The organism is Streptomyces sp. NPDC054770, assembly GCF_053611985.1.
The window spans coordinates 103,988-124,269 of the sequence record NZ_JBSHBL010000014.1; the positions used below are offsets into that span (position 1 = coordinate 103,988).

Annotated in this window: 20 protein-coding genes and 1 pseudogene; 7 read left to right on the top strand and 14 right to left on the bottom strand. The window is 71.8% G+C overall.

The features are described 5' to 3' along the window. Positions 1 to 73: 73 nt before the first annotated feature. Entirely contained in the window at positions 74 to 1,243 is a 1,170-nt protein-coding gene (tuf, locus tag ACWGKQ_RS15540) for an elongation factor Tu (protein ID WP_453292440.1), read from the bottom strand. 334 nt (positions 1,244 to 1,577) lie between these two features. Between tuf and ACWGKQ_RS15545 the strand changes: the two genes are divergently transcribed. Then, positions 1,578 to 2,342, top strand: a complete 765-nt coding sequence (locus tag ACWGKQ_RS15545; protein ID WP_453292441.1) for a TVP38/TMEM64 family protein — start codon at positions 1,578 to 1,580, stop codon at positions 2,340 to 2,342. A gap of 144 nt (positions 2,343 to 2,486) precedes the next feature. Here the strand turns inward: ACWGKQ_RS15545 and ACWGKQ_RS15550 are convergent, their stop codons facing one another. Further along, positions 2,487 to 3,659, bottom strand: coding sequence for a thiolase family protein (locus ACWGKQ_RS15550; protein ID WP_453292442.1), 1,173 nt, complete (start codon positions 3,657 to 3,659; stop codon positions 2,487 to 2,489). 103 nt (positions 3,660 to 3,762) lie between these two features. Between ACWGKQ_RS15550 and ACWGKQ_RS15555 the strand changes: the two genes are divergently transcribed. Further along, positions 3,763 to 4,233, top strand: a complete 471-nt coding sequence (locus ACWGKQ_RS15555) for a winged helix-turn-helix transcriptional regulator (RefSeq protein WP_453292443.1) — start codon at positions 3,763 to 3,765, stop codon at positions 4,231 to 4,233. Positions 4,234 to 4,272: 39 nt separating this feature from the next. Here the strand turns inward: ACWGKQ_RS15555 and ACWGKQ_RS15560 are convergent, their stop codons facing one another. Next, a complete protein-coding gene (locus ACWGKQ_RS15560) occupies positions 4,273 to 5,202 on the bottom strand; it encodes a DUF6807 domain-containing protein (protein ID WP_453292444.1) in 930 nt (309 codons plus the stop codon). Further along, positions 5,199 to 6,356, bottom strand: coding sequence for a Gfo/Idh/MocA family protein (locus ACWGKQ_RS15565; RefSeq protein WP_453292445.1), 1,158 nt, complete (start codon positions 6,354 to 6,356; stop codon positions 5,199 to 5,201). The genes ACWGKQ_RS15560 and ACWGKQ_RS15565 overlap by 4 nt, the downstream gene beginning before the upstream one ends. 298 nt (positions 6,357 to 6,654) lie before the next feature. Between ACWGKQ_RS15565 and ACWGKQ_RS15570 the strand changes: the two genes are divergently transcribed. Next, positions 6,655 to 7,530 (top strand): undecaprenyl-diphosphate phosphatase, encoded by an 876-nt coding sequence (locus ACWGKQ_RS15570; RefSeq protein ID WP_453292446.1) that lies wholly within the window; start codon positions 6,655 to 6,657, stop codon positions 7,528 to 7,530. Positions 7,531 to 7,653: 123 nt separating this feature from the next. Here ACWGKQ_RS15570 and ACWGKQ_RS15575 read toward each other — a convergent pair whose 3' ends face one another. Both ACWGKQ_RS15575 and ACWGKQ_RS15580 read right to left on the bottom strand, forming a co-directional pair. Continuing rightward, positions 7,654 to 8,058 carry a nuclear transport factor 2 family protein gene (locus ACWGKQ_RS15575; RefSeq protein WP_453292447.1) on the bottom strand — a complete coding sequence of 135 codons (405 nt, stop codon included), beginning with the start codon at positions 8,056 to 8,058 and terminating at the stop codon, positions 7,654 to 7,656. A 53-nt stretch (positions 8,059 to 8,111) separates the two neighbouring features. After that, positions 8,112 to 8,819: an alpha/beta fold hydrolase gene (locus ACWGKQ_RS15580; RefSeq protein WP_453292448.1), complete on the bottom strand. Its 708-nt coding sequence runs from the start codon at positions 8,817 to 8,819 to the stop codon at positions 8,112 to 8,114. 132 nt (positions 8,820 to 8,951) lie between these two features. Here ACWGKQ_RS15580 and ACWGKQ_RS15585 point away from each other — a divergent pair, with 132 nt between their 5' ends. Next, positions 8,952 to 9,776, top strand: a complete 825-nt coding sequence (locus ACWGKQ_RS15585; protein ID WP_453292449.1) for a helix-turn-helix domain-containing protein — start codon at positions 8,952 to 8,954, stop codon at positions 9,774 to 9,776. Between the two features lie 315 nt (positions 9,777 to 10,091). Beyond that, positions 10,092 to 10,271 (top strand): hypothetical protein, encoded by a 180-nt coding sequence (locus tag ACWGKQ_RS15590; RefSeq protein ID WP_453292450.1) that lies wholly within the window; start codon positions 10,092 to 10,094, stop codon positions 10,269 to 10,271. Positions 10,272 to 10,296: 25 nt separating this feature from the next. On the opposite strand, the gene ACWGKQ_RS15595 is transcribed toward ACWGKQ_RS15590, so the two are convergent. Then, positions 10,297 to 11,037 (bottom strand): SDR family oxidoreductase, encoded by a 741-nt coding sequence (locus ACWGKQ_RS15595; protein WP_453292451.1) that lies wholly within the window; start codon positions 11,035 to 11,037, stop codon positions 10,297 to 10,299. Positions 11,038 to 11,494: 457 nt separating this feature from the next. On the opposite strand from ACWGKQ_RS15595, the gene ACWGKQ_RS15600 reads away from it, so the two are divergent. Then, positions 11,495 to 12,739 (top strand): vanadium-dependent haloperoxidase, encoded by a 1,245-nt coding sequence (locus ACWGKQ_RS15600; protein WP_453292452.1) that lies wholly within the window; start codon positions 11,495 to 11,497, stop codon positions 12,737 to 12,739. A gap of 74 nt (positions 12,740 to 12,813) precedes the next feature. Here the strand turns inward: ACWGKQ_RS15600 and ACWGKQ_RS15605 are convergent, their stop codons facing one another. Further along, positions 12,814 to 13,191, bottom strand: coding sequence for a winged helix-turn-helix transcriptional regulator (locus ACWGKQ_RS15605; protein ID WP_453292453.1), 378 nt, complete (start codon positions 13,189 to 13,191; stop codon positions 12,814 to 12,816). Positions 13,192 to 13,291: 100 nt separating this feature from the next. Here ACWGKQ_RS15605 and ACWGKQ_RS15610 point away from each other — a divergent pair, with 100 nt between their 5' ends. Further along, on the top strand, positions 13,292 to 13,957 hold the full coding sequence (locus ACWGKQ_RS15610) for an NADPH-dependent F420 reductase (RefSeq protein ID WP_453292454.1): 666 nt from the start codon (positions 13,292 to 13,294) through the stop codon (positions 13,955 to 13,957). Between the two features lie 79 nt (positions 13,958 to 14,036). Here ACWGKQ_RS15610 and ACWGKQ_RS15615 read toward each other — a convergent pair whose 3' ends face one another. From ACWGKQ_RS15615 to ACWGKQ_RS15640, 6 genes and pseudogenes are all read right to left on the bottom strand, one after another. Then, complete coding sequence (locus ACWGKQ_RS15615) at positions 14,037 to 15,509, bottom strand: hypothetical protein (RefSeq protein WP_453292455.1); 1,473 nt, start codon at positions 15,507 to 15,509, stop codon at positions 14,037 to 14,039. Between the two features lie 209 nt (positions 15,510 to 15,718). After that, a complete protein-coding gene (locus tag ACWGKQ_RS15620) occupies positions 15,719 to 16,273 on the bottom strand; it encodes a hypothetical protein (protein WP_453292456.1) in 555 nt (184 codons plus the stop codon). A gap of 365 nt (positions 16,274 to 16,638) precedes the next feature. Continuing rightward, positions 16,639 to 17,220, bottom strand: a complete 582-nt coding sequence (locus ACWGKQ_RS15625; RefSeq protein WP_453292457.1) for a DUF3885 domain-containing protein — start codon at positions 17,218 to 17,220, stop codon at positions 16,639 to 16,641. Positions 17,221 to 17,263: 43 nt separating this feature from the next. Continuing rightward, a pseudogene (locus tag ACWGKQ_RS15630) lies at positions 17,264 to 17,680 on the bottom strand (DUF4291 family protein); the annotation flags it as partial. Positions 17,681 to 17,686: 6 nt separating this feature from the next. After that, on the bottom strand, positions 17,687 to 19,297 hold the full coding sequence (locus ACWGKQ_RS15635) for a M48 family metallopeptidase (RefSeq protein ID WP_453292458.1): 1,611 nt from the start codon (positions 19,295 to 19,297) through the stop codon (positions 17,687 to 17,689). Positions 19,298 to 19,529: 232 nt separating this feature from the next. Continuing rightward, entirely contained in the window at positions 19,530 to 20,123 is a 594-nt protein-coding gene (locus tag ACWGKQ_RS15640; RefSeq protein WP_453292459.1) for a DUF4291 domain-containing protein, read from the bottom strand. Between the last annotated feature and the right edge of the window lie 159 nt (positions 20,124 to 20,282).

Sequence of the window (20,282 nt, forward strand, 5' to 3'; positions counted from 1 at the left end):
GGCGCCCCGAAGGGGGCGCGGGGAACTGCGCGGCCGGCCCCCACCGGCCCGCAGCCCCCCACGCACCGCAACCTCACTCCACGGAGGTCACGGTCCCCGCCCCCACCGTGCGGCCGCCCTCACGGATGGCGAACCCCAGCCCCGCCTCCAGCGGAACCTCCCGCCCCAGCTCCACGGTCATCTCCACCGTGTCCCCGGGCCGGGCCACCGCCACCTCCCCGAGGTCGACGTCCCCGACCACATCCGCCGTACGGATGTAGAACTGCGGCCGGTACCCCGTCGCGACCGGAGTCGTACGACCCCCTTCGCGCCCCGACAGCACGTACACCCGCGCCGAGAACCGCCGCGCCGGCACCACACTCCCCGGCGCCGCCACCACATGCCCCCGCCGCACCGCGTCCCGGGGCACGCCCCGCAGCAGCAGTGCCACGTTGTCCCCGGCCTGCGCCTCGTCCATCGGCTTCCCGAAGGTCTCCAGGCCGGTGACGACGGTCTCGACGTCGGCGCCCAGCACCTCCACCCGGTCCCCGACCCGCACGGTCCCCCTTTCCACCGCACCGGTCACGACGGTCCCGCGCCCGGTGATGGTGAGCACGTTCTCCACCGGCAGCAGGAACGGCGCGTCCAGATACCGCTCCGGCATCGGCACGTACGTGTCCACCGCGTCGAGCAGCGCCTCGATCGACGCCGCCCACCGCGGGTCCCCCTCCAGCGCCCTGAGCCCGGAGACCCGTACGACGGGCACGGAGTCGCCCCCGTAGCCGTGCGCGCTGAGCAGCTCGCGGACCTCCAGCTCGACGAGCTCGACAAGCTCCTCGTCGGCGGAGTCCGCCTTGTTCAGCGCCACCACCACATGGTCGACGCCCACCTGCCGGGCGAGCAGCACGTGTTCGGCGGTCTGCGGCATGATCCCGTCGAGCGCGGAGACGACGAGGATCGCCCCGTCCAGCTGCGCGGCCCCGGTGACCATGTTCTTGACGTAGTCGGCATGGCCCGGCATGTCCACGTGGGCGTAGTGCCGGGTGTCGGTCTCGTACTCGACGTGCGCGATGTTGATGGTGATGCCGCGGGCGGCCTCCTCGGGGGCCCGGTCGATGCGGTCGAACGGCACGAACGTGCCGGTGCCGCGCTCGGCGAGGACCTTGGTGATGGCGGCGGTCAGGGTGGTCTTGCCGTGGTCGACGTGGCCCATCGTGCCGATGTTGAGATGCGGTTTGGTGCGGACGTATGCCGTCTTGGGCATGGCTGTACCTCGAAGCCTGGTCTGCGGTGATGCGTCTCGTCATCGCGAGACGCGGGGACCCCGGGGAACCGGCCGACCCTCCCCCTGCGGGGTCCGCCGGACTTTCCGGAGAGGGTCAGCGTCGGGCGCCGTCGACAGCGGCCGCGAGAACGGGAACGGCAGCCTTCGGAGCATCCGCGACTGCGGATGCTGTGACGAGGAAGGCGAACCGGAACATGACACAGATCATGTCCGACGCGTCGCCCCACGTCGAACGGTTTTCCGCGGCGCCGATTTCGCCCAATGGACCGCACCCGTACGGCGATCACACCTCCGCGTCGGTTAGTGTCGCCGAATGCTCGATGCCAACCGCTCTGGCACCGCCACGGCCCCTCCCCGGGCCGCCGCCAAGGAGCTGACCATCGCCGTGCCCGTTCCGGTGAGCTTCGGCACGCGCTGCACGCGCGTGCTGCTCTCGCCGTGGTCCCGGCTGTCCCTGCTCCTCGCCCTGCTGACGGCGGCCGGGGCGTCGGTGCTGCTCTTCGAGCCGCAGAAGCTGATGACCCAGGGCTGGCCGCCACAGGTGGCGGGCACCACCGCGGTGGTGATCTTCGCCGTGGCGTACGGCCTGATCACGGTGGCGTTCGTGCCCCGGCCGATCCTGAACCTGGCGGCCGGCGCGCTGTTCGGCTCGGCGCTGGGCATGGGCGCGGCCATGGTCGGCACCGTGCTCGGGGCGTGGCTCTCCTTCGTGCTCGGCCGGATGCTCGGCCAGGAGGCGCTGCGCCCGCTGCTCCGCGGCCGGCTGCTGAAGGCCGCGGACAACCAGTTCAGCAGACACGGTTTCCGCTCGATGCTGGCGGTACGCCTGTTCCCCGGCGTCCCCTTCTGGGCCGCCAACTACGCGGCCGCCGTATCCCGCATGCGCTGCACCCCGTTCCTGGTGGCAACCGCCCTCGGCTCCATCCCGAACGTGGCCGCCTACGTCGTCGCAGGCGCCCGAGCCTCGACACCGACGTCCCCGGTGTTCCTGATCTCGGTGGCGGCCATCGTCGTACCGGCGGTGGCAGGAGCAGTGGTGGCCTGGAGAAAGCGCCACCACCTACGCCCCAAGCCGTAGCGCCCCGTCACCAAAGCGCCCCGTCATTACAGCGCTCCGTCACTACAGCGCCCCGTCAGGGGCGCGGGGAACTGCGCGACCAGCCCCCACCGGCGCCGCAGCCGCCCAACAACCCCACGCGGCGCCCCACTAGGCACCCATCCCCTACCGCACCGCCTCCAGAATCATCGCGTTCGCCAACCCACCCGCCTCACACATGGTCTGGAGGCCGAAGCGAGCGCCGCGCTCCCGCATCGCATGCACCAACGTCGTGGTCAGCCGAGTCCCGCTCGCCCCCAGCGGATGCCCTAGGGCGATCGCCCCGCCGTTCACGTTCACCTTGGCGAGATCCGCCCCCGTCTCCTGCCGCCAGGCCAGCACCACGCTGGAGAACGCCTCGTTCACCTCGAACAGGTCGATGTCCCCGATGCCGAGCCCGGCCCGTCGCAGCACCTTCTCCGTCGCCGGGATCACGCCGGTCAGCATGAGCAACGGGTCGGAGCCGGTCACGGCCGCCGAATGCAGCCGGGCCAGCGGCCGCAGGCCGAGCCTCGCCGCGGTCTCACCGGAGGTGATGAGCACCGCGGACGCGCCGTCGTTGACCGGGCTCGCGTTGCCCGCCGTGACGTTCCACTCGATCTGCGGGAACCGCTCGGCGAACCCGGTGTCGTAGTAGGCGGGCTTGAGCCCGGCGAGGATCTCGGCGGTGGTGCCGGGCCGTACCGACTCGTCACGGCCGACGCCCTCCAGCGGAGCGACCTGCGCGTCGAACAGCCCCGCCGCCCACGCTGCCGCCGCCTTCCGGTGCGAGGAGACGGCGAAGTCGTCCATCTCCGCGCGGCTGATCGACCACTTCGCGGCGATGAGCTCGGCGCTGATGCCCTGCGGGACCAGGCCCTCCGGGTAGCGCGCGGCGACCCCCGGACCGAAGGGGTCCTTGCCGGCCGGCACGTTGGACCACATCGGCACCCGGCTCATCGACTCGACGCCACAGGCGACGACGATGTCGTAGGCGCCGGACATGACCCCCTGCGCGGCGAAGTGCACGGCCTGCTGGGAGGAGCCGCACTGGCGGTCCACCGTGGTCGCCGGGACCGTCTCGGGGAAGCCGGCGGACAGGACGGCGTACCGGGTGGTGTTCATGGCCTGCTCGCCGACCTGGTCGACGGTGCCGCCGATCACGTCGTCGATGAGCGCGGGGTCGACGCCGGAGCGCTCGACCAGGGTGCGCAGGGTGTGGGCGAGGAGTTCGACGGGGTGGACGTGCGCCAGGGACCCGTTCGGCCTGCCCTTCCCGACGGGAGTGCGTACGGCTTCGACGATGACTGCGTCACGCATCACGGGGACCTCGATTGCCAGTCTCGACTACCGGTGAGTAGGAAATTCGAACTCACCATAACTCCGAGAGTTGGAAAATCCAACCCTCCACTAGACTGACCCCATGGCCGCCCCCAAGGACCCCCGCCCGTGTTCGGTCGCCGACGCCCTCGCGCTCGTCGGCGAGAAGTACTCCCTGCTGGTCCTGCGGGAGGTGTGCCTGGGCAACGGCCGCTTCGACCAGCTGGTGCGCAACATCGGCGCCCCGCGCGACATCCTGGCCACCCGGCTGCGCCGGCTCGTGGACGCCGGGATCCTCACCAAGCGCGTCTACAGCGAGCGGCCGCAGCGCTTCGAGTACCGGGCCACCCAGGCGGGCCTCGAACTGGAGCCGGTCCTGATGACCCTGATGGCCTGGGGCGACCGCCACCTCCGCCCGGACGGCGACCGCCCCATGGTGATCGAGCACAGCTGCGGCAAGGACCTCGCCGCGGTGGTCGTCTGCGCGGCCTGCGGCAGCCCGGTGCGGCACGAGGACCTGACGGCCCACCCGCAGGCACCGGGCTGGTCCGTCACCGGCCCGGAAGCCGCCTGAGCGGCCCGCTCTCCCCGTCGCTCACGTCGCTCACGCCGCTCACCAGGGATGCGTGTCCAGGTACTTGGTGATGTCCGCGCGCTCCCAGGCCCCGTCGGCGACGACGACCCGGTAGCGGCGCCGGAGGGTGTCGCCGGGGGCCAGTTCCAGCTCGTCGTGGAAGGCCCAGGAGGGGGCGATGCCGGCGAACGGGTCGTTGCGTACGAACCAGTGGGCGGGGTGGTTGCCGTGGGCGCCCGACTGGTCGTTCTCCGGGGCGTGTTCGAAGACGACGGTGGCATGGCCGTCGGCGCCGTCGTGCTCGCCGGACAGGGCAAGCCAGGACGACCCGGAGCCCATGAGCTCCGGGCCCTCCCCCTCGGGGCCGATGATCCGGCCGTCCCGGAAGGCGCGCGGGCCGCGCCAGAACAGGCCGGTGTAGCCCGCCTGTTCACGCCCGGCCGTGGTCGGGCTGCCGAACAGCAGCGGTTCGGCACGGCGGTTGGTGATCGCACTGGTCCAGGTGAGCGCCCAGGAACCGGCCCCGGGATCCACGTCATGGACCTCGACGCGGCGCCGCTCCTCCGCCCACAGCGTCCCGTCGTACGGGTGCCAGGTCAGCCGTTCCGCGACCACCAGGCGGCCGTCGGCCGACGACAGCTCGTCGAAGCCGGCGTGCCGCATCGAGCCGACGCGCTCCGGGATAGCGAGGTAACCCCGGCCGTGGACATAGGAGTTGCCGCCCCACAGGTTCGCGCCCGACAGGTGCGAGGCGGTCAGGGAGAGGCCCTTGTGCCAGCGGTGGTCGTTGGGCCGGTAGTCGGTGACGACGTCCCCGGCGAGGGTGCGGATCGGGTGCAGGTAGGGCCTCGGTGCCTCCCAGGCCGCCTCGGGCCGGTAGACGTACGAGAAGAGCTGAACCCCGGTGACCGGCTCGGTCACGGTGATCCGGTCGCCGTGGGTGTGCGTGATCCGCAGCTCGCCGCTCACGCGGACACCTCCTCGCGCTCGACCGGCGCCCAGCCCGGGGCTCCGCCGTGCAGGGCCGTGTAGTAGGGATCACCCGGACCGATGTCGCCCGCGCGGACGGTCGTGCCGGTGAACGCCGCCTTGTACAGCGCGGTGATCAGCTCCAGGCTGGTGCGCCCGTCCGCGCCGCTGCTGCGCGGCCGCTCCCCGGCGCGCATGGCGGCGACCAGTTCACGCAGCTGGGCCAGGTGCGAGCTGGGTACGTCCGGGCCGAAGTCCTGCCAGGCCGCCGCCTCGTCGGCGGGGACGCCGGGGGCCGGGGTGATGCGCCAGTTCGCGTTGCCGTGACCGTACAGATGGGTCAGTTCGACCGTCGCGCGCTCGCAGTCGATGCGGATGCGGCTGACCTCGTCGGGGCTGAGCACGCTGTTCACCACGGTGGCCAGGGCGCCATCGGCGAACCGGACCAGGGCGGTGGAGACGTCCTCGGTCTCCACGTCGTGCACCAGCCGCCCGGCCATCGCCCGCACCTCGCTCCAGGGCCCCAGCAGGTCCAGAAGCAGATCCATCTGGTGGATGCCGTGGCCCATCGCCGGGCCGCCGCCCTCGGTCGCCCAGCGGCCCCGCCAGGGCACCGCGTAGTAAGCGGTGTCCCGGTACCAGGTGGTCTGGCAGTGCGCGACCAGCGGGCGCCCCAGCGCCCCCTCGGCGAGCAGCCGCCGTACATGGGTGGACGCGGAGCCGAACCGGTGCTGGAAGACGATGGCGGCGTACGGCCCGCCGTCCGTGCCCTCCGCCGCCTCGACCGCGTCGAAGTCGGCGAGGCTCGGCACCGGCGGCTTCTCGCACCACACCCAGGCGCCGGCCCGCAGCGCGGCCACCGTCTGGTCCCGGTGCAGGGTCGGCGGGGTGCCGATGGTCACCAGGTCGGGCCGCTGTTCGGCGAGCATCCGGCCCAGGTCGGTGTAGGCGTGCGGGATGCGGGCCTCGGTGCACATCGCCTCGACGGCGGTGGCATCGATGTCGACGGCGGCGACGACCTCGGTCTCGCCCTCCGCGGCCAGCTGCGCGAGGGCGGGCAGATGCGAGCCGCGCCCGATGGCGCCGGCGCCGACGACGGCGGCTCGGATGGGCCGCCCGGTGAAGGGGGCTGTCGAGCGGGGGGAGCGGGGCATGGACGTGATCAGCACTCCTCGGGCGTGTACCGACGGTGGGCGAACTCCCGCCCGAGTTGCGCCGCACCCGCACCCCGACGTGCTGGAGCAAGCGCTTTCTCCTGCAGAAACGTAAGCGGCGGCACCTTGACCGGTCAACACCCCGTGGCCGTCCGTCCACCTGCCGAACCCCTGTGTCCCGGCTGTCACCCCGGCCCGCTACGCTGCCGTTGCACGCGCATGATCACCTGCACCCCTCTGAACACGTGCACTCGCGCGACCGCCCGCCCCTTTCTCACCCCTGGGACGCCGTACCTTCATGTCTTGGTTTGAATCGCTGGTCCTCGGCCTCGTCCAGGGGCTGACCGAGTTCCTGCCCGTCTCCTCCAGCGCGCACCTGCGGCTGACCGCGGCCTTCTCCGGCTGGAAGGACCCGGGCGCCGCCTTCACGGCGATCACCCAGATCGGCACGGAGACCGCGGTGCTGATCTACTTCCGCAAGGACATCGGGCGGATCGTCTCGGCCTGGTTCCGGTCGCTGTCCGACAAGGCGATGCGGCGGGACCACGACGCCCAGACGGGCTGGCTGGTGATCGTCGGCTCGATCCCCATTGGGGTGCTGGGCGTGACGCTCAAGGACCAGATCGAGGGACCGTTCCGCGACCTGCGCATCACGGCGACCATGCTGATCGTCGTCGGCATCGTCATCGGCATCGCCGACCGGCTCGCCGCCCGCGACGAGACCGGCGGCAGGCACCGCGCCCCCAAGCAGCGCAAGACGCTGGAGAACCTCGGTGTCAGGGACGGCCTGGTCTACGGCCTCTGCCAGGCCTGCGCCCTGATCCCCGGTGTCTCCCGCTCCGGGGCCACCATCAGCGGCGGCCTGTTCATGGGCTACAAGCGCGAGGCGGCGGCCCGCTACTCCTTCCTGCTCGCCATCCCGGCCGTGCTGGCCTCCGGCGCCTTCGAGGTCAAGGACTCGGTGAGCGAGGGCCAGGTGGCCTGGGGCCCGACCCTGTTCGCGACGGTGATCGCGTTCGCGTCCGGCTACGCGGTGATCTCGTGGTTCATGAAGTGGATCTCCAACAAGAGCTTCATGCCGTTCGTCTGGTACCGCATCGCCCTCGGCATCGTCATCATCGCCCTGGTCTCGGCGGACGTCCTCAGCCCGCACGCGGCGGAGTCGGCGAGCTGACGGGAGCGCCCCGAAGGGGCGCGGGGCTGTATTGCATGTGCGGCTCCGCCGCGTGGGCGCGACCAGCCACGACGGCGCCGCGGACGGACGACGGCGCGCATCGCGGCACTTCCGGCTGAGCGCTCAGCCACGTCCGGCGGCCGGCGTCCCCTGGTGGTAGTACACCCGCCAGCCCGTCTCCGTGAGCCGCCACAGGGAGCTGCGCCAGGCCCGGCGGCCCTGGTTGTCCGCGAAGTACGTCAGGTGCACGATGCCCGGGGCCAGTACGGTCCCGGACATCCCGCTCACCTCGACCGGTGACTCCGGGGACACCGACCCGCCGCTGGTGACCGTCAGGATCGACGTGGCGTCCCAGCGGCGGCCGGAGACCCCGACCTCGGTGAACTCCGGGTCGAGCAGTTCCAGGACGAGGTCCGGGCGGGCACGCACCTCGGGATCGAGAAGCCGCAACTCCGCGTCGACGGCCGCCTGCACCGCGCGCTGGTTCTCGTCCTCCGTCGCCGCCCGCCGGCTCTCGTCGTCCGTCATACGGTGACCCTACGGACGCTTCGTCGCCGAAGACAGCGGATATCCGCTCGGGATCAGCCCAGTTTGCCCAGGAGTTCCGCGAGTTCGGCCGGCATGGTGATCATGCAGTCGTGGCCGGTGGGCAGTTCCCACACCTGCTGGGCCGCGGGGACCGGACGGCGGACGACGCCCTCCGGGACGTTCGCCACGCAGTGGATGTGGGTCCGGGGGATCGTGCGTACGGCCGGGTCGTCCAGGCGCACCGGCTGCTGGAGGGTGCGCACCGACTGGTCGGACAGCATGCCGCGCAGCCACGCCAGGTCGGCCGCCTCGGTCACGCCGAACAGCCCGTAGGGCGGCGGCAGTTCGGGCAGCGGCGGCACCCGCCAGCCGCTGTCGGACGCGAGCGCCCGGTCGATCAGGGCCCGGGTCACGGGCTGGACGTCGGCCGCGGACTCGCCGTGCTCCGGGACCATCGCGTCGAGGTAGACCAAGTGCCCGACACGGTCCGGGACTTCGTTGGCCGCGGACGAGACGACCAGCCCCGCATAGCTGTGTCCGACGAGGACGACGTCGGTGAGGTCCTCGTCCCTGATCAGATCGACGACGTCGGCCACGTGGGTGTCGAGGCCGACGTCCGGGCCGAGCAGACCGGCTTTCTCGCCGTGCCCGGTCAGGGAGGGTGCGTACACCCGGTGCCCGGCCGCCGCCAGCAGGGGGACCACCCGCTCCCAGCACTCCCCGCTGTGCCAGGCACCGTGTACCAGCAGATACGTCGACATGCTCGTGCTCCTCGGTTGCTCGTCGCTGTCGTCGGCCACGCTTCCGGCCCGCCGCGGTCCGGGGCAGAGCCCCGGTGTTCCTGGGGGTGACAGGACCAGGCACGGGCCCGGGAGCCGCATTACGGTGGCGGGATGACCGACGAACCGAACCTGCTGGGCGCCTATGTGCGCGCCCGCCGCGAGCTGGTCACGCCGGAGCAGGTCGGCATTCCCGTGCTGGGGGTACGGCGGGTGGCGGGCCTGCGCCGGGAGGAGGTCGCGATGCTGGCCGGCATCAGCGCCGACTACTACCTGCGCCTGGAGCAGGGCCGCGACCGCAACCCCTCCGTACAGGTCCTGGAGTCCCTCGCCCGCGTCCTGCGGCTCGACGAGGACGGCACGGCGTATCTGCTCCGTCTCGGCGCCGACCGGCCCCGCCGGCGCCGGCGCCGGGCCCGCCAGGAGACCGTGCCGCCGGGCGTCGCCCAGCTCGTCGCCACCCTCCCGCTCCCCGCGCTCGTCGAGGGCCGCTACTTCGACATCCTCGCCGTCAACGCCCTGGCGACCGCGCTGTCACCGCGTTTCTCGGTCGGCGCCAACCGGCTGCGGGACACCTTCCTCGACCCCGCCGAGCAGGCCCTCCACCCCGGCTGGGAGGAGGCCGGTGCCGGCATGGTGGCCGGCTTCCGCAGCTCCGTCGGGACCGACACGGACGACCCCCGGGTCATCGACCTCGTCGGCGAACTCTCCCTCGCCAGCCCGCACTTCAGCCGGCTCTGGGCCCGCCACGACGTGGCGTCCTGCGACGGTGCGGCCAAGGTCGTCGACCACCCTCTGGTCGGCCGTCTGCGGCTGAACCGGGAGCGGCTGAAGGTCAGCGGCACGGCGGGGCAGACACTCGTCGTCTTCCATCCGGACCCGGGCAGCGACAGCGCCGAGAAGCTGGCGGTGCTCGCGTCGGCCGCGACCATGGCGTGAGCAGCGGTCCAGGGGCGCGGAAGCGGCACCCACGGCGTGAGCGCGGGCGGTCGTTCGCGGTGTGGGCGCGGCCGGGCGGCTCATCTCGGCCAACCCCCGACGCCCCCCACTTTGGCTGGAGTTGGGGCTGCCGTACCGGCCTCGGCGAGGGGAAGGCCAGGGCAGGGGCACTCGGCCTGCTCCGGGCCGCGACCATCCGCCGGGCAAATGCCAAGGGTCGGCACCCTGCCCGCCGTCCCGCCCGTGACCAACCCCATACGGTCTGCGTAGTGGCCTGGTGGCGCAGGGTCAGTTCTTGCCCCTACGCTGTTCGGTATGTCCCCCGATTCCCGAACCCCTGGTTCCGTGCGGTCTGCTGCCGAGGTCAACGAGCACATCCGTGCGCTGTGGCTGCGTGCGGGCGGAACACTGTCGGCTCAGGAGCGGACGGAGTACGAACTGCTGGTGGTCGAGTGGGCCGCGGCGGTCCGCGAGCAGATCATCGAGGCGGCCTGAGCGGCCGGGGCTCAGCGGCTGGGGCTCAGCGGCCGCCGGCGACCCGCAGCACCGTGCCCGTCGTGTAGGAGGCCTCGGGCGACAGCAGCCAGGCGATCGCGGCGGCGATCTCCCCGGGCCGGCCGGCCCGGCCCAACGGCGTGGTGGCACCGACCCGTTCGGCCCGGCCGGGATCGCCCATCGCCGCGTGGATCTCCGTGTCGATCACACCGGGCGCCACCGCGTTGACCCGTACGCCGTCCGGGCCGAGCTCCTTGGCGAGGCCCACGGTGAGGGTGTCGACGGCCGCCTTCGTCGCCGCGTAGTGGACGTACTCGCCGGGGCTGCCGAGGGTGGCCGCGGCCGATGACACGTTCACGATCGCGCCGCTGCCGCGCTCTCCCATCAGCCGGGCCGCCCGGCGTGCACACAGCAGCGCGCCCAGCAGGTTGACCTCCACGACCCGGCGCAGGTCCGCGGTCTCCGCGTCGGCCAGCCGCCCGAACGGCGCGGTCACGGCGGCGTTGTTCACCAGCCCGGTGACGGCCCCCAGTTCCCGCTCCGCCGTGTCGAACAGCCGCTCCACATCGGCCTCCACGGATGTGTCCACCTGAACGACGACACACCGCGCCCCGGCCTTGCGCACCCCCTCCGCGACCGCCTCGGCGGCAGCCGCGTCCCGGACGTAACCGATCACGACGTCGTGCCCGTCGGCCGCGAGCCGCAGACAGGTCTCGGCGCCGATACCCCGGCTGCCGCCGGTGACCACCGTGACGGGACGTGCCATTGCGAACCTCCTGGGACCGGTCGGGCAACGATCTTACGACCGCGGTTGCGCGAGCATCCCGTCGGCCGCCGGGCAGGGCGGCTCCTCGGGCAACAGCCCGGCCGCCTCACTCGAAAGGCCCAACCGCAGGGGCCGGTACGGCAGCGCCTGGCCGCGTCGGCGGCGGCGCGGGGGTGGGCAGGTTCGCGCCCCTGCCCCTTGCCGTGCGGTTCGCCGAGGTCAGGGGCGGGTGCGGGGTCCGTCCGGCGGTGATCTCCGCGCAGCGGCTGGTGAGGCGTGCGAGGGTGCCTCGAACCTGCCCGATTCGCGGCGAGTTGTCTTGATCGCCAAGTGGGCCGTTGCTAAGCCTTTGACACTCAACTCCAGTGAGGACGACGTGTATCAAGAGCCCCCTCCTCCCGTTCCCCGGCGTTCACGTGCCCGGGGATTCATCTGCGCCGTCGCGGCCCTCGCCCTCGTGACGCTCACCGCCGCGACCAGTCCCTCCACCGCGGGCACCCGGACCGCGGCGGACCCGGCAGCCGTGGTCCGCGAGTGGAACGCCATCGCCACCGACACGATCAAGACCAGTCTCGGCCCACGCCCCTCCGGGCAGGCAGCGATCTGGGAGGGGTTCGTCTCCGTCGCCGTGTACAACGCCGTGGTGGGGATCGAAGGCGGCTACACCCTGTACAAATGGCGCGAGCGCGGTCCGGCCAGGGCATCCTCCGCGGCGGCCGCCGCCACTGCGGCCCACAACGTGCTGCTCACCTACTTCCCTGCCTTCAGGGAGCGGCTCGACACCGCCTACGCTGACTCGCTCGCCGCTCTTCCGGCCGGTCAGGCCAGAGACCGGGGCGTCGACTACGGAAAGCGCGCCGCCGCCCGCATCGTCGAACTCCGGGAAGGGGACGGACGGTTCGCGGACGTTCCTTTCACCGCCGCCCCGGCACCGGGGGTCTGGCGGCCCACCCCGCCCGCGTTCCAGCCCTTCATCGACACCTGGCTCGCGAGGCTCCGCCCTCTCCTGCTCGCCTCCCCGCGGCAGTTTCGCCCCGGCGGGCCACCCGCCATCTCCTCGGCCGCTTACGCCGAGGATTTCCAGGAGCTGAAGGCCATGGGCGGGAAGACCGGCTCGGGCAGGAGCGCGCAGCAGACCGAGACCGCCCTCTTCTTCAGCGGCAACCTGGTCGAACAGGTTCAGGCAGCCGTACGCGACCACGCCGCCCGGCACCGGCTCGGCATCGCCGAGACGGCCCGGCTGTTCGCCGCGGTCAACGCGTCGGCGACCGACGCCGCCATCACGGCATGGGACGCCAAGCTCCACTACGGCTCCTGGCGGCCGATCACCGCCATCCGCCTCGCCGACACCGACGGCAACCCCGCGACGACGGCGGACCCGGCCTGGGAGCCGCTGCTCCTCACCCCACCGCACCCGGACTACGTCGCCGGCCACACGACCGTCGCCGCTGCCGTGGCACGCGCCCTGACCGGCGTCCTCGGCACCTCGCGCATCGACCTCCGCCTCCCCTCCGAGGTCACCGGCACCACGCGGTACTACGGGTCCGCCGACGACCTCGACCAGGACGTCGTCGACGCCCGCGTGTGGGGCGGCGTCCACTCCCGTACGGCGGACGTAGCCGGCCGCCGGGTCGGCACCCACGTGGCCGCCTGGGCGCTGGACCACTACTTCCAGCCGGTCGGCAAGCACGGCACCGACTGAACCAGGAGCCGAAGAGGACCCCGCGTCGGCCGCTTTGACTGATCCCGAGCGGGGTCCCCCACGTCGAACCTTGCTCACAGACCTCTGGCGGCACTGCTCTCCTGTGCTTCGAGAAGTTCGTCGCCGTGCTCGATCGCCCAGCGCCCGAGTGCCTTCATCGGGCCCTCGACCAGGCTCTGTCCCAGCTCGGTCAGGGCGTAGTCGACGCGCGGCGGCGCCTCGGCATGTGCGTGGCGCTCCACCAGTCCGCCCGCGAGCAGACGGTGCAGGGAGTCGGTCAGCACCTTGTCGCTGATGCCGCCGATGACAGCGCGCAGCTCGCGGCGTCGGCACGGTCCGGGGCGAAGCGCCGCCAGCACAACGGGATCCCAGGTATGGGCGAAGAGATCGGTGGCCGCACGCAGGCGGCAGTCGGCGACCAACTCATGGCCGTGGGCGTCGCGATCAGTCATCTCGCCGCCCATCATCGCCCATCGGTCACGCACTGATCGGTGCGTGACGCCTCGCCTACCGTGACCATCCGACCGACCGCTGCGGGAAAGGCACGGACAGATGCGTATCGGGATCCTGGGAACAGGGACACTGGCCGCGGCCCTGGGCGAGGGCTGGGCACGTGCGGGACACGAGGTGGTGATCGGCGGACGATCGCAGGTCAAGGCGGAGAGGCTCGCCGACCGACTGCGCCACGACGTGCTCGCCGTCACGCCACGCGAAGCGGTCACCGGGTGCGACGCGGTGCTCCTCGCCGTGTCCTGGGACGGCGTCGGGGACATGCTGGGATCGGTGGGAGCGTCCGACGGGGTACTCGAAGGGATGCCGCTGATCGATCCCACGAACGCCGTCACGCACGGTGTCGGCACTCTGCTGGTCGAACACGGTGAGTCGATGGCGCAGCGGGTCGCCCGCCTTGCCCCGGGAGCTGGGGTGGTGAAGGCATTCCATCTCTTTCCCTCCGGCCAGTGGACGAGTCCGCCCGGTGACGGCAAGTCCCGTGTGACGGTGGCGATGTGCGGTGACGATGCGACGGCACTGCACGTCGTCGGCGAACTGGTCCGTGACGTCGGAGGAGTCCCGGCCACCGTGGGTACGTTGGATCGCGCCCGCCAGTTGGAGGAGGTGGCGGGTTTCGTCATCGGCCTGGCCTTCGCAGGCTTCGAGCCAGGCTCCGCCGTCCCTCGCGTCCCCTCGAACGACAGGCACGTCGACTCACAGAGGTAGGCGTGTGCCGGGGAGAGCGGTGCCGCTGTCACCCCGGCTGCCGACAGGCGTGGGCCGCTGCGCAGAGCCTGCGCTGGTGTCACAGTCCTGCCAGGGCGAGGATCCGGTGCATGTGCCGGGGCGGCAGTCCGGGATGGCCGGCTGCCGCGGCGGCGACCGATTCCGACGAGTCGGCCAGCAGCTGCGTCAGGTCACCGGTCGGAAGCCGGGGATGGGTCGCGATCGCGCGGCGCACCCGCTGATCGGGATCGCCGGCCAGCCGACGTACGAGTTCCACCGGAAGGTCGGGGTCGCGTGGGGCCAACTGCCGCATTCTCGGATCGTCGTCGGTGGCCAGACGCCGAAGGACGTCCGCCGGGAGAGGGAACTCATCGGCCGGACGCCACCGGGTCTTCTTCCCCGGGCGGTAGCTGCGATCGATGCGTTCGGCGGTGGCGGGGTCGATCCGGTCACGGGCGTGCAGTGCCATCGTCGTACGAACACCGCTCTCCTCGTCGTTCAGGAGCCGCGTCACGACCGGCGCGGGCAGGCGGCCGGACTGCGCGGCGGAGGCCCGGAAGCAGGCGTAGGGCGAGGCCACGTACGGCAAGGGGTCGGCGGTCACCCAGGGCAGCCGCAGTGCCGAAAGCTCCAGACGCGCCAGCTTGTTCATGAACTGCCGTTCAAGCGCGTCGTCGTCCAGGGTCCGGGGATCGGTGAGCCAGTCCGCCAGAGGCGCGTCGGACAGGACCTGTGCGTGGATCGCGGCGCGCATCGACTCGGGGGTGTCCTGACGGGCGAAGATCCGGAGCCTGACCCGCAGGCTGGGATCCTCGGCAAGCACGTCGCGCAGCGGCGGTGGCAGGTCGGGGTGCTCGGCGAGTTCCTGGCGCACCCCCTCGTCCGGATCATCGGCCAGCCGGCGGGCGGTGTCGGCATCCGGCGTGCAGTGGCGCACCGCGCCGGCGCGCGTGATCGGATCGGCCAGCAGCGCCGGAAGCAGGTCGGCGGGCGGTACGGGATGGGGAAGCCGTCGGTAGTAGGTCGCGCAGGCTCCCGCGCGTACGGCGTCCTCGGGATCCGTCAGCAGGAGCCGGCGCACCGGTTCCGGGGCCCGCGTCCACCACTGGGCAAGCGTCGCCCGGATTTCCGGCTCCGGGTCGGCCGCCAGCCGTGCGCGCAGATCCGCCGGCACGTGATCGCTCTTCGCCAGGTGTTCACGCCCCCGCAGGTCGGGGTCGCGGAGCAGCCGCTCGAAGAGTTCTCGCGGTGCGTCCTCCGCGGCGACCACCAGGGCGGCGCGCACCGCAGGATCGGGGTGCTCGGCAAGTCGCATCCGGAAGGCATGCGGGAGGCCGGGGTTGAGCGCGAGTGAATGCATGAGCCGGTCATCGTCGGCGGCGATGATCTCGGCGATCATTTCCTCGGTCAGGTCCGGCCGCTTGGCCACGCTGCCGAAACCCCCGCGGCAGGCGAGGAGGCGGCGCACGAGCTCGGGCGGCAACGCGGGGTTCCCCGCGAGCCCCTCCACCACCTTGTCGAGGTGAACCGGCACCGGCATGACGTCCGACAAGACGGGCGACCCTCCTGCCTCGGCGAGCTGATCGCCGAGTCTCGCACACGCGGTCGTCCTACCGCGCTCCGCAGCAGCACGGGACGAGCGGGCGGCCGTCCGCAGTCGTGACGGTCCGCCGGAGGCCAGGCCTGCCCCGGGTCCGCCGGGCCCGGGCTGCATCTCATGCCGCGCGCACGCCGCGCGCGGACCGGGGCCCGGGCCGGTCGTCAGGTGCTCAGCCGCTGCCGGTCGCCCATCACCACCACCGGGTGAAGGCGGGGGTCGAGAGTGTGCAGCAGGGTCTTCATGCCGGACTCGGGAACGGTGACACAGGCGGACGTGCCGTCGCCGTGGTCCAGGTGCAGCCATATGCCGCCGCCCTTCTCCACTCCGTCGGGACGGCTCCAGTCGAACGGCGGGACACCCGTGAGCCGGTTGTAGTCGATGGCGATGACGTAGTCGAAGTCGTGGACGTGGTCGTCGCCGTCCTCGATCATGGAGGCGAAGGCGTTGTCGTCGTACCAGTAGCGCAGGCGGCTGCCCGGATCCTCGAGCGACCCTCCCGCATCCGTCAGCGAGAACACGCCGACGGGACTGCGCTCGTCGTCCATGCGATGGTCGGTCGTCCAGCCCAGCCTGCCGTTGTGCGCGGGCCAGCTGCCCTTGCTCTTCCAGGCGGTGCCCTGTTTCTGGTAGAGCACGACGGTGCTCTCGGCGGAGTCCGTGTCGTCGCCGTAGACGACCACGGCCTGCTGGGCGCCGGCCGGTACGCGCTTGCCCATGCGGCTTCCGACGCCGGGTAGGCGCGGGCCCGATTCCGGGCCGGGCGACCCGGGCGCGGCAGGGTTGTTGACGCCCGGGGCGCCGACGTGACTCATGTGCCCGTCGGCTCCGGCGCACGCCGCGGTGCCGGCCAGCAGCACACCGCAGGCAAGAACCGCGGATATGGCATGACGCGCACCGCCGCGCCGCGCCGGAAGAGACCAGGGCCGTATCTCAGTAGATGTCCGCATGATCAGGATCCTGCGGCGGACCGCCTGGGCACGCATCCAGAAGACGGCATCCGGCCTAGCGCCCGGGCTGACCCCGGCGCCTTCGCCGGGGGGGGGCGACACGGCGACCACCCCTCAACAGTCCCGATACCACCTCAGAGGCCGGCCGGGTTGCGTGGCAGCCAGTCGCGGTGGCTGTCGCGTAGGCGGTCCCGTTCCTCGGGGCTCGTCGCGATGACGTCGGCGCCGCCGTCGTAGGGGTGGTGGAGACGTGCGAGTCCGACGTCGGTGATGATCACTCCGCTGAGCACGTCGTCCGCGACCTCGCGGAGGATGCCGTCGGCGGTGCCCGGTCGCCAGGGGCGGCGGTCGGCGTAGAGGTGCGTGTAACTGTGGAGTTCGGGGTCGGGATCGTCGTCGTACGCCAATGTCGTCCAGCGGGTGCCTTCGGGGTGTACCTCGTGCCGCCGTGGCGGGAGTTCCGGTCCGTTCGGTTCCCAGGACCAGGCCACGGTGATGACGTGGACCTCGCTGCCTTCGAACAGTTCGTCCAGGACCGTGTTGTAGCGGTGGAGGACGACGGCGTACTCGTCCTCGGTCTCCGGATAGCGTTTCGAGCCCGGCAGGCTGTGGAAGCGCACCCAGCGGTCGCTGTAGGCGGTGCGCAGTTCATGGGCGATGGGAGGCCCCTTCGGAAACCGGTGCTGCCACAGCGCGGACAGACGGTGTGCTGCCATGTCAACCGTCGGCTGCGGTTGACTCGACGGCCGGGCCGGCCCGTCACCCCAGGAGGCGGGCAAGAGATTCGCCTCCAGCGGGACAAGGGCGTTCCGGTGGCAGCGGCCGGGTCGCGGAGGTCAAGTCACCACCGCTGACGAGGGCGTGGACCTCGCGGGCGAGCGGGGTCACGTCGCGGACGGCGACGGTCCACTCGTCCGCGCAGCGCCGTAGGGCCTCACCGGAGAGACCCAGTTGCAAGGACCGGTACGGCAGGGGCCGGAGGCGCAGGTCCCGCTCGGGGTCCCACTGCACGCGAGCACGCGAACGCCGCAGCTGACGCTGCCAGGTGGCTCGGTCGGGGTGCACCCCGCCAACGTAACTCGACAGACAAGCATGGCGCAGCGCCCACGCGAAGCCGTCACGGCTCATCTCCACAGCGAGGACGGCCTTTTGCCCCGCTTTCGCACCCTGGCCGCACCCCGGCTACGCGGGCACGCGGTCGGGGCCGGTGAGCAGGGCGCGCAGCGGGGCGGTGTCGGGTGTGTCGGCGACGGCCGCGTCGATGGCGTCGTCCATGCCCTTCTCCCACCGCTCGGGCAGAAAGAGTCCAGGCTGTCCCGACCAGGCGATGTCCGGTCTGGCGTGTCCCGACTCGACGAGTCGCAGGTGGACCAGGCCCGCGAGCCCGTCGAAGATCTTGGGCCGGATGAAGTTGCGGGCGGACGGCCCTGTCAGTCGTGACGCCTGGTACGGCTTGGGCATGCGGTCGGCGACAGCCATCCACAGCAGGCCGCGGTCGATCACGTCGAGTATCTCCTCCAAGCCGGGCAGGAGGTCGTTCGCCGCCTCCTCGGCCGTGGCATCTCGGCGTACAGGCACCGTTCCCCCAGCACCTTGCGCCGATGAGCGAAGCGCCCTGGCCACGGCGACCCGCAGCGGCCGGGACCAACCGTCGGCGTCCTCGACCGCGCGGGCCATGACGAGGTCGTCCCAACTCCTCCGCCGCAGGAGCGCCGCCTCCTGCGACAGCGTGCGTTCCTCCAGTGCGGCGAACACCCGGTCCGTGTCCCGCAGCAGGGTCAGCGCGGCCGACTCATCGGCCGGCTCGGAGGGCCGGTCGCCGGTGGGCAGCTTCTCGATCAGGGCGATCCGTTCGGCTGTCGGCGGGTGCGAATCGTACGGGTGCGGCCGCGGTGGACGCTGCCCGGCGGAGAGCTCAGCGAGCCGCTCCCCGGTACGGGCGGCGAGCAACCGGCGGAAACCGCCGTGCACCTCGCCCACAGGCGGAAGCGCTCCCTGCGACCTGCCCATCCCGGCGTACGTCTCCAGGTAGTGGGCGTACGCACCATTGAGCACCGGAAGGGTGCGCAGGGCGGCGGCCGTCGTGTCACGCCCCGCGTACCGGGCGGCCATCCGGTCGGCGGCGAACTCCTGGTGGCGGGCGACGGACTGCGAGGTACGCAGGAACATCCGGGCGTAACCGACGTACAGGGTGCCGATCACGAAGTGCAGCCTGGTTCCGCCCTGCTGGAAGGCCTCCACCGTGTGCACCACTGCTTTCCGGCCGCGCATCGTGACACCGCCGAGCCGGGTGTCGAGGTTTGCGTAGTGGCCGAACTCGTGGGCGAGGACGGCGCGCAACTGCGGGACGGTCAGCCCGGCGAGCAGCGGCAGACCGAGGAGCATGCGGCGGCGTCCGGGCAGCAGTCCCAGCAGGCGACTGTGTTCGGCAACTCCCGCGTTGACCTCGGCGTCCAGGTAGAGCTCGTCCGGAGGCCGCTGCCCCGCCGCTTCGGCTGCGATCCGTATCTGTTCCCACAGCTCGGGCTGGTCCTCAGGAGTGACCGGAACCGCGTCTGGCACCGGGCCGAGGCGCCCGGCCCGCAAAAAGGCGAACATGCCCCGCACAATCGCCGCCGCCAGCAGAACGGTGACGGTCACAACCGTGCCTTCCAACCAGGCCGCCCGCGCGGTGAACAGGCGTGTCATCAGCAGCCAGTCGAGCACCGCCATGGCCGACAGCAGAACCGCGCCCATCAGAAAGAAGCCGACCAGCAGAGCGAAAGCGCGGACAGCGCGCAGTCCAAACGTCATCGAGGAATCTCCCACCCACCTGGTTCAGCAGCCTGAGGAGGCCAAAGCGCTCGCGGATACTACCTGCAGCTTTCCGAACGGAGCCGCCGCTCCCCGGGGCGTCGAGTCGGCCGTGGAGCGGTTACGTCAACCCTGGGCCTCAGGCCCAGTCGGGCACGAGACACCAGTCCCGCCGAGCCGGGGCTGTCGTATGACCCATGGGCCAAAGACGGCTGTCGGGCGGATCGCCCCTTCATCCGTGGAGGTGGGCAAGTCCCGCGTCTCCGAAGGGACAGGGGCGTTCCTGGGGCAGCAGGCGGGCGGCGGAGTCCAGGTCACCACTGCGGACAACGGCGTGGATCTCGTGAGCGAGCGGGGTCACGTCGCGGATGGTGACCGTCCACTCGTCCGCGTAGCGTCGCGCGGCCTCACCGCTGAGGCCGAGTTGCAGAGACCGGTAGGGCAGGGGCTGGAGGCGCAGGTTCCGCTCGGGGTCCCACTGCACGCGAGCGGGTGCGCGCTTCAACTGACGCTGCCAGGCGGCCCGATCGGAGTGCACCTCGCGGGCGTAGCTCGACAGACATGCGTTGCGCAGCGCCCAGTCGAAGCCGTCACGGCTGATCTCCACAGCCAGGACGGTCTCCTGCCCCTCCTTGGTGCCCCAGCCGCAGCGGTACATCATCCACAGGAACGACGGCTTGATCCAGGTCATCCGGTCCCGCTTCCACGCGTCGGGGAAACGGCCGTCGCGGACGGCGGGCAGGCCGATCTCCGGAGAGTACGCCTGGTAGACGGTGATCGTGGATTCCGAGTGGGCCGCACGGATCCTGCGTTGCGGTTCTTCCATGGCGTACAGCCTGAGGTCGCCCCGGCCGGGCGGCTACTTGTTTTCGGTCGACCGCCGGAGTGGGAAACGGGGATCTCGGTGCCCTGCGACCCGCTGTGTCAGACGCCGACGCCAGGTATGAGTGCCACCAGAACTCGCGTACTCGCCGTCGGAGGATCG

Excerpts from the sequence above, each read along its gene's own strand:
- ACWGKQ_RS15555 (WP_453292443.1), top strand. The coding sequence starts at position 3,763 with ATGGCCGCCCCCAAGGACCCCCGCCCGTGTTCGGTCGCCGACGCCCTC.
- ACWGKQ_RS15575 (WP_453292447.1), bottom strand. The coding sequence starts at position 8,058 with ATGACGGACGACGAGAGCCGGCGGGCGGCGACGGAGGACGAGAACCAG.
- ACWGKQ_RS15635 (WP_453292458.1), bottom strand. The coding sequence starts at position 19,297 with ATGACGTTTGGACTGCGCGCTGTCCGCGCTTTCGCTCTGCTGGTCGGC.
- ACWGKQ_RS15545 (WP_453292441.1), top strand. The coding sequence starts at position 1,578 with ATGCTCGATGCCAACCGCTCTGGCACCGCCACGGCCCCTCCCCGGGCC.
- ACWGKQ_RS15605 (WP_453292453.1), bottom strand. The coding sequence starts at position 13,191 with ATGACTGATCGCGACGCCCACGGCCATGAGTTGGTCGCCGACTGCCGC.
- ACWGKQ_RS15580 (WP_453292448.1), bottom strand. The coding sequence starts at position 8,819 with ATGTCGACGTATCTGCTGGTACACGGTGCCTGGCACAGCGGGGAGTGC.
- ACWGKQ_RS15625 (WP_453292457.1), bottom strand. The coding sequence starts at position 17,220 with ATGGCAGCACACCGTCTGTCCGCGCTGTGGCAGCACCGGTTTCCGAAG.
- tuf (WP_453292440.1), bottom strand. The coding sequence starts at position 1,243 with ATGCCCAAGACGGCATACGTCCGCACCAAACCGCATCTCAACATCGGC.
- ACWGKQ_RS15610 (WP_453292454.1), top strand. The coding sequence starts at position 13,292 with ATGCGTATCGGGATCCTGGGAACAGGGACACTGGCCGCGGCCCTGGGC.
- ACWGKQ_RS15590 (WP_453292450.1), top strand. The coding sequence starts at position 10,092 with ATGTCCCCCGATTCCCGAACCCCTGGTTCCGTGCGGTCTGCTGCCGAG.
- ACWGKQ_RS15570 (WP_453292446.1), top strand. The coding sequence starts at position 6,655 with ATGTCTTGGTTTGAATCGCTGGTCCTCGGCCTCGTCCAGGGGCTGACC.
- ACWGKQ_RS15620 (WP_453292456.1), bottom strand. The coding sequence starts at position 16,273 with ATGGGCAAGCGCGTACCGGCCGGCGCCCAGCAGGCCGTGGTCGTCTAC.
- ACWGKQ_RS15565 (WP_453292445.1), bottom strand. The coding sequence starts at position 6,356 with ATGCCCCGCTCCCCCCGCTCGACAGCCCCCTTCACCGGGCGGCCCATC.
- ACWGKQ_RS15550 (WP_453292442.1), bottom strand. The coding sequence starts at position 3,659 with ATGCGTGACGCAGTCATCGTCGAAGCCGTACGCACTCCCGTCGGGAAG.
- ACWGKQ_RS15595 (WP_453292451.1), bottom strand. The coding sequence starts at position 11,037 with ATGGCACGTCCCGTCACGGTGGTCACCGGCGGCAGCCGGGGTATCGGC.
- ACWGKQ_RS15640 (WP_453292459.1), bottom strand. The coding sequence starts at position 20,123 with ATGGAAGAACCGCAACGCAGGATCCGTGCGGCCCACTCGGAATCCACG.
- ACWGKQ_RS15585 (WP_453292449.1), top strand. The coding sequence starts at position 8,952 with ATGACCGACGAACCGAACCTGCTGGGCGCCTATGTGCGCGCCCGCCGC.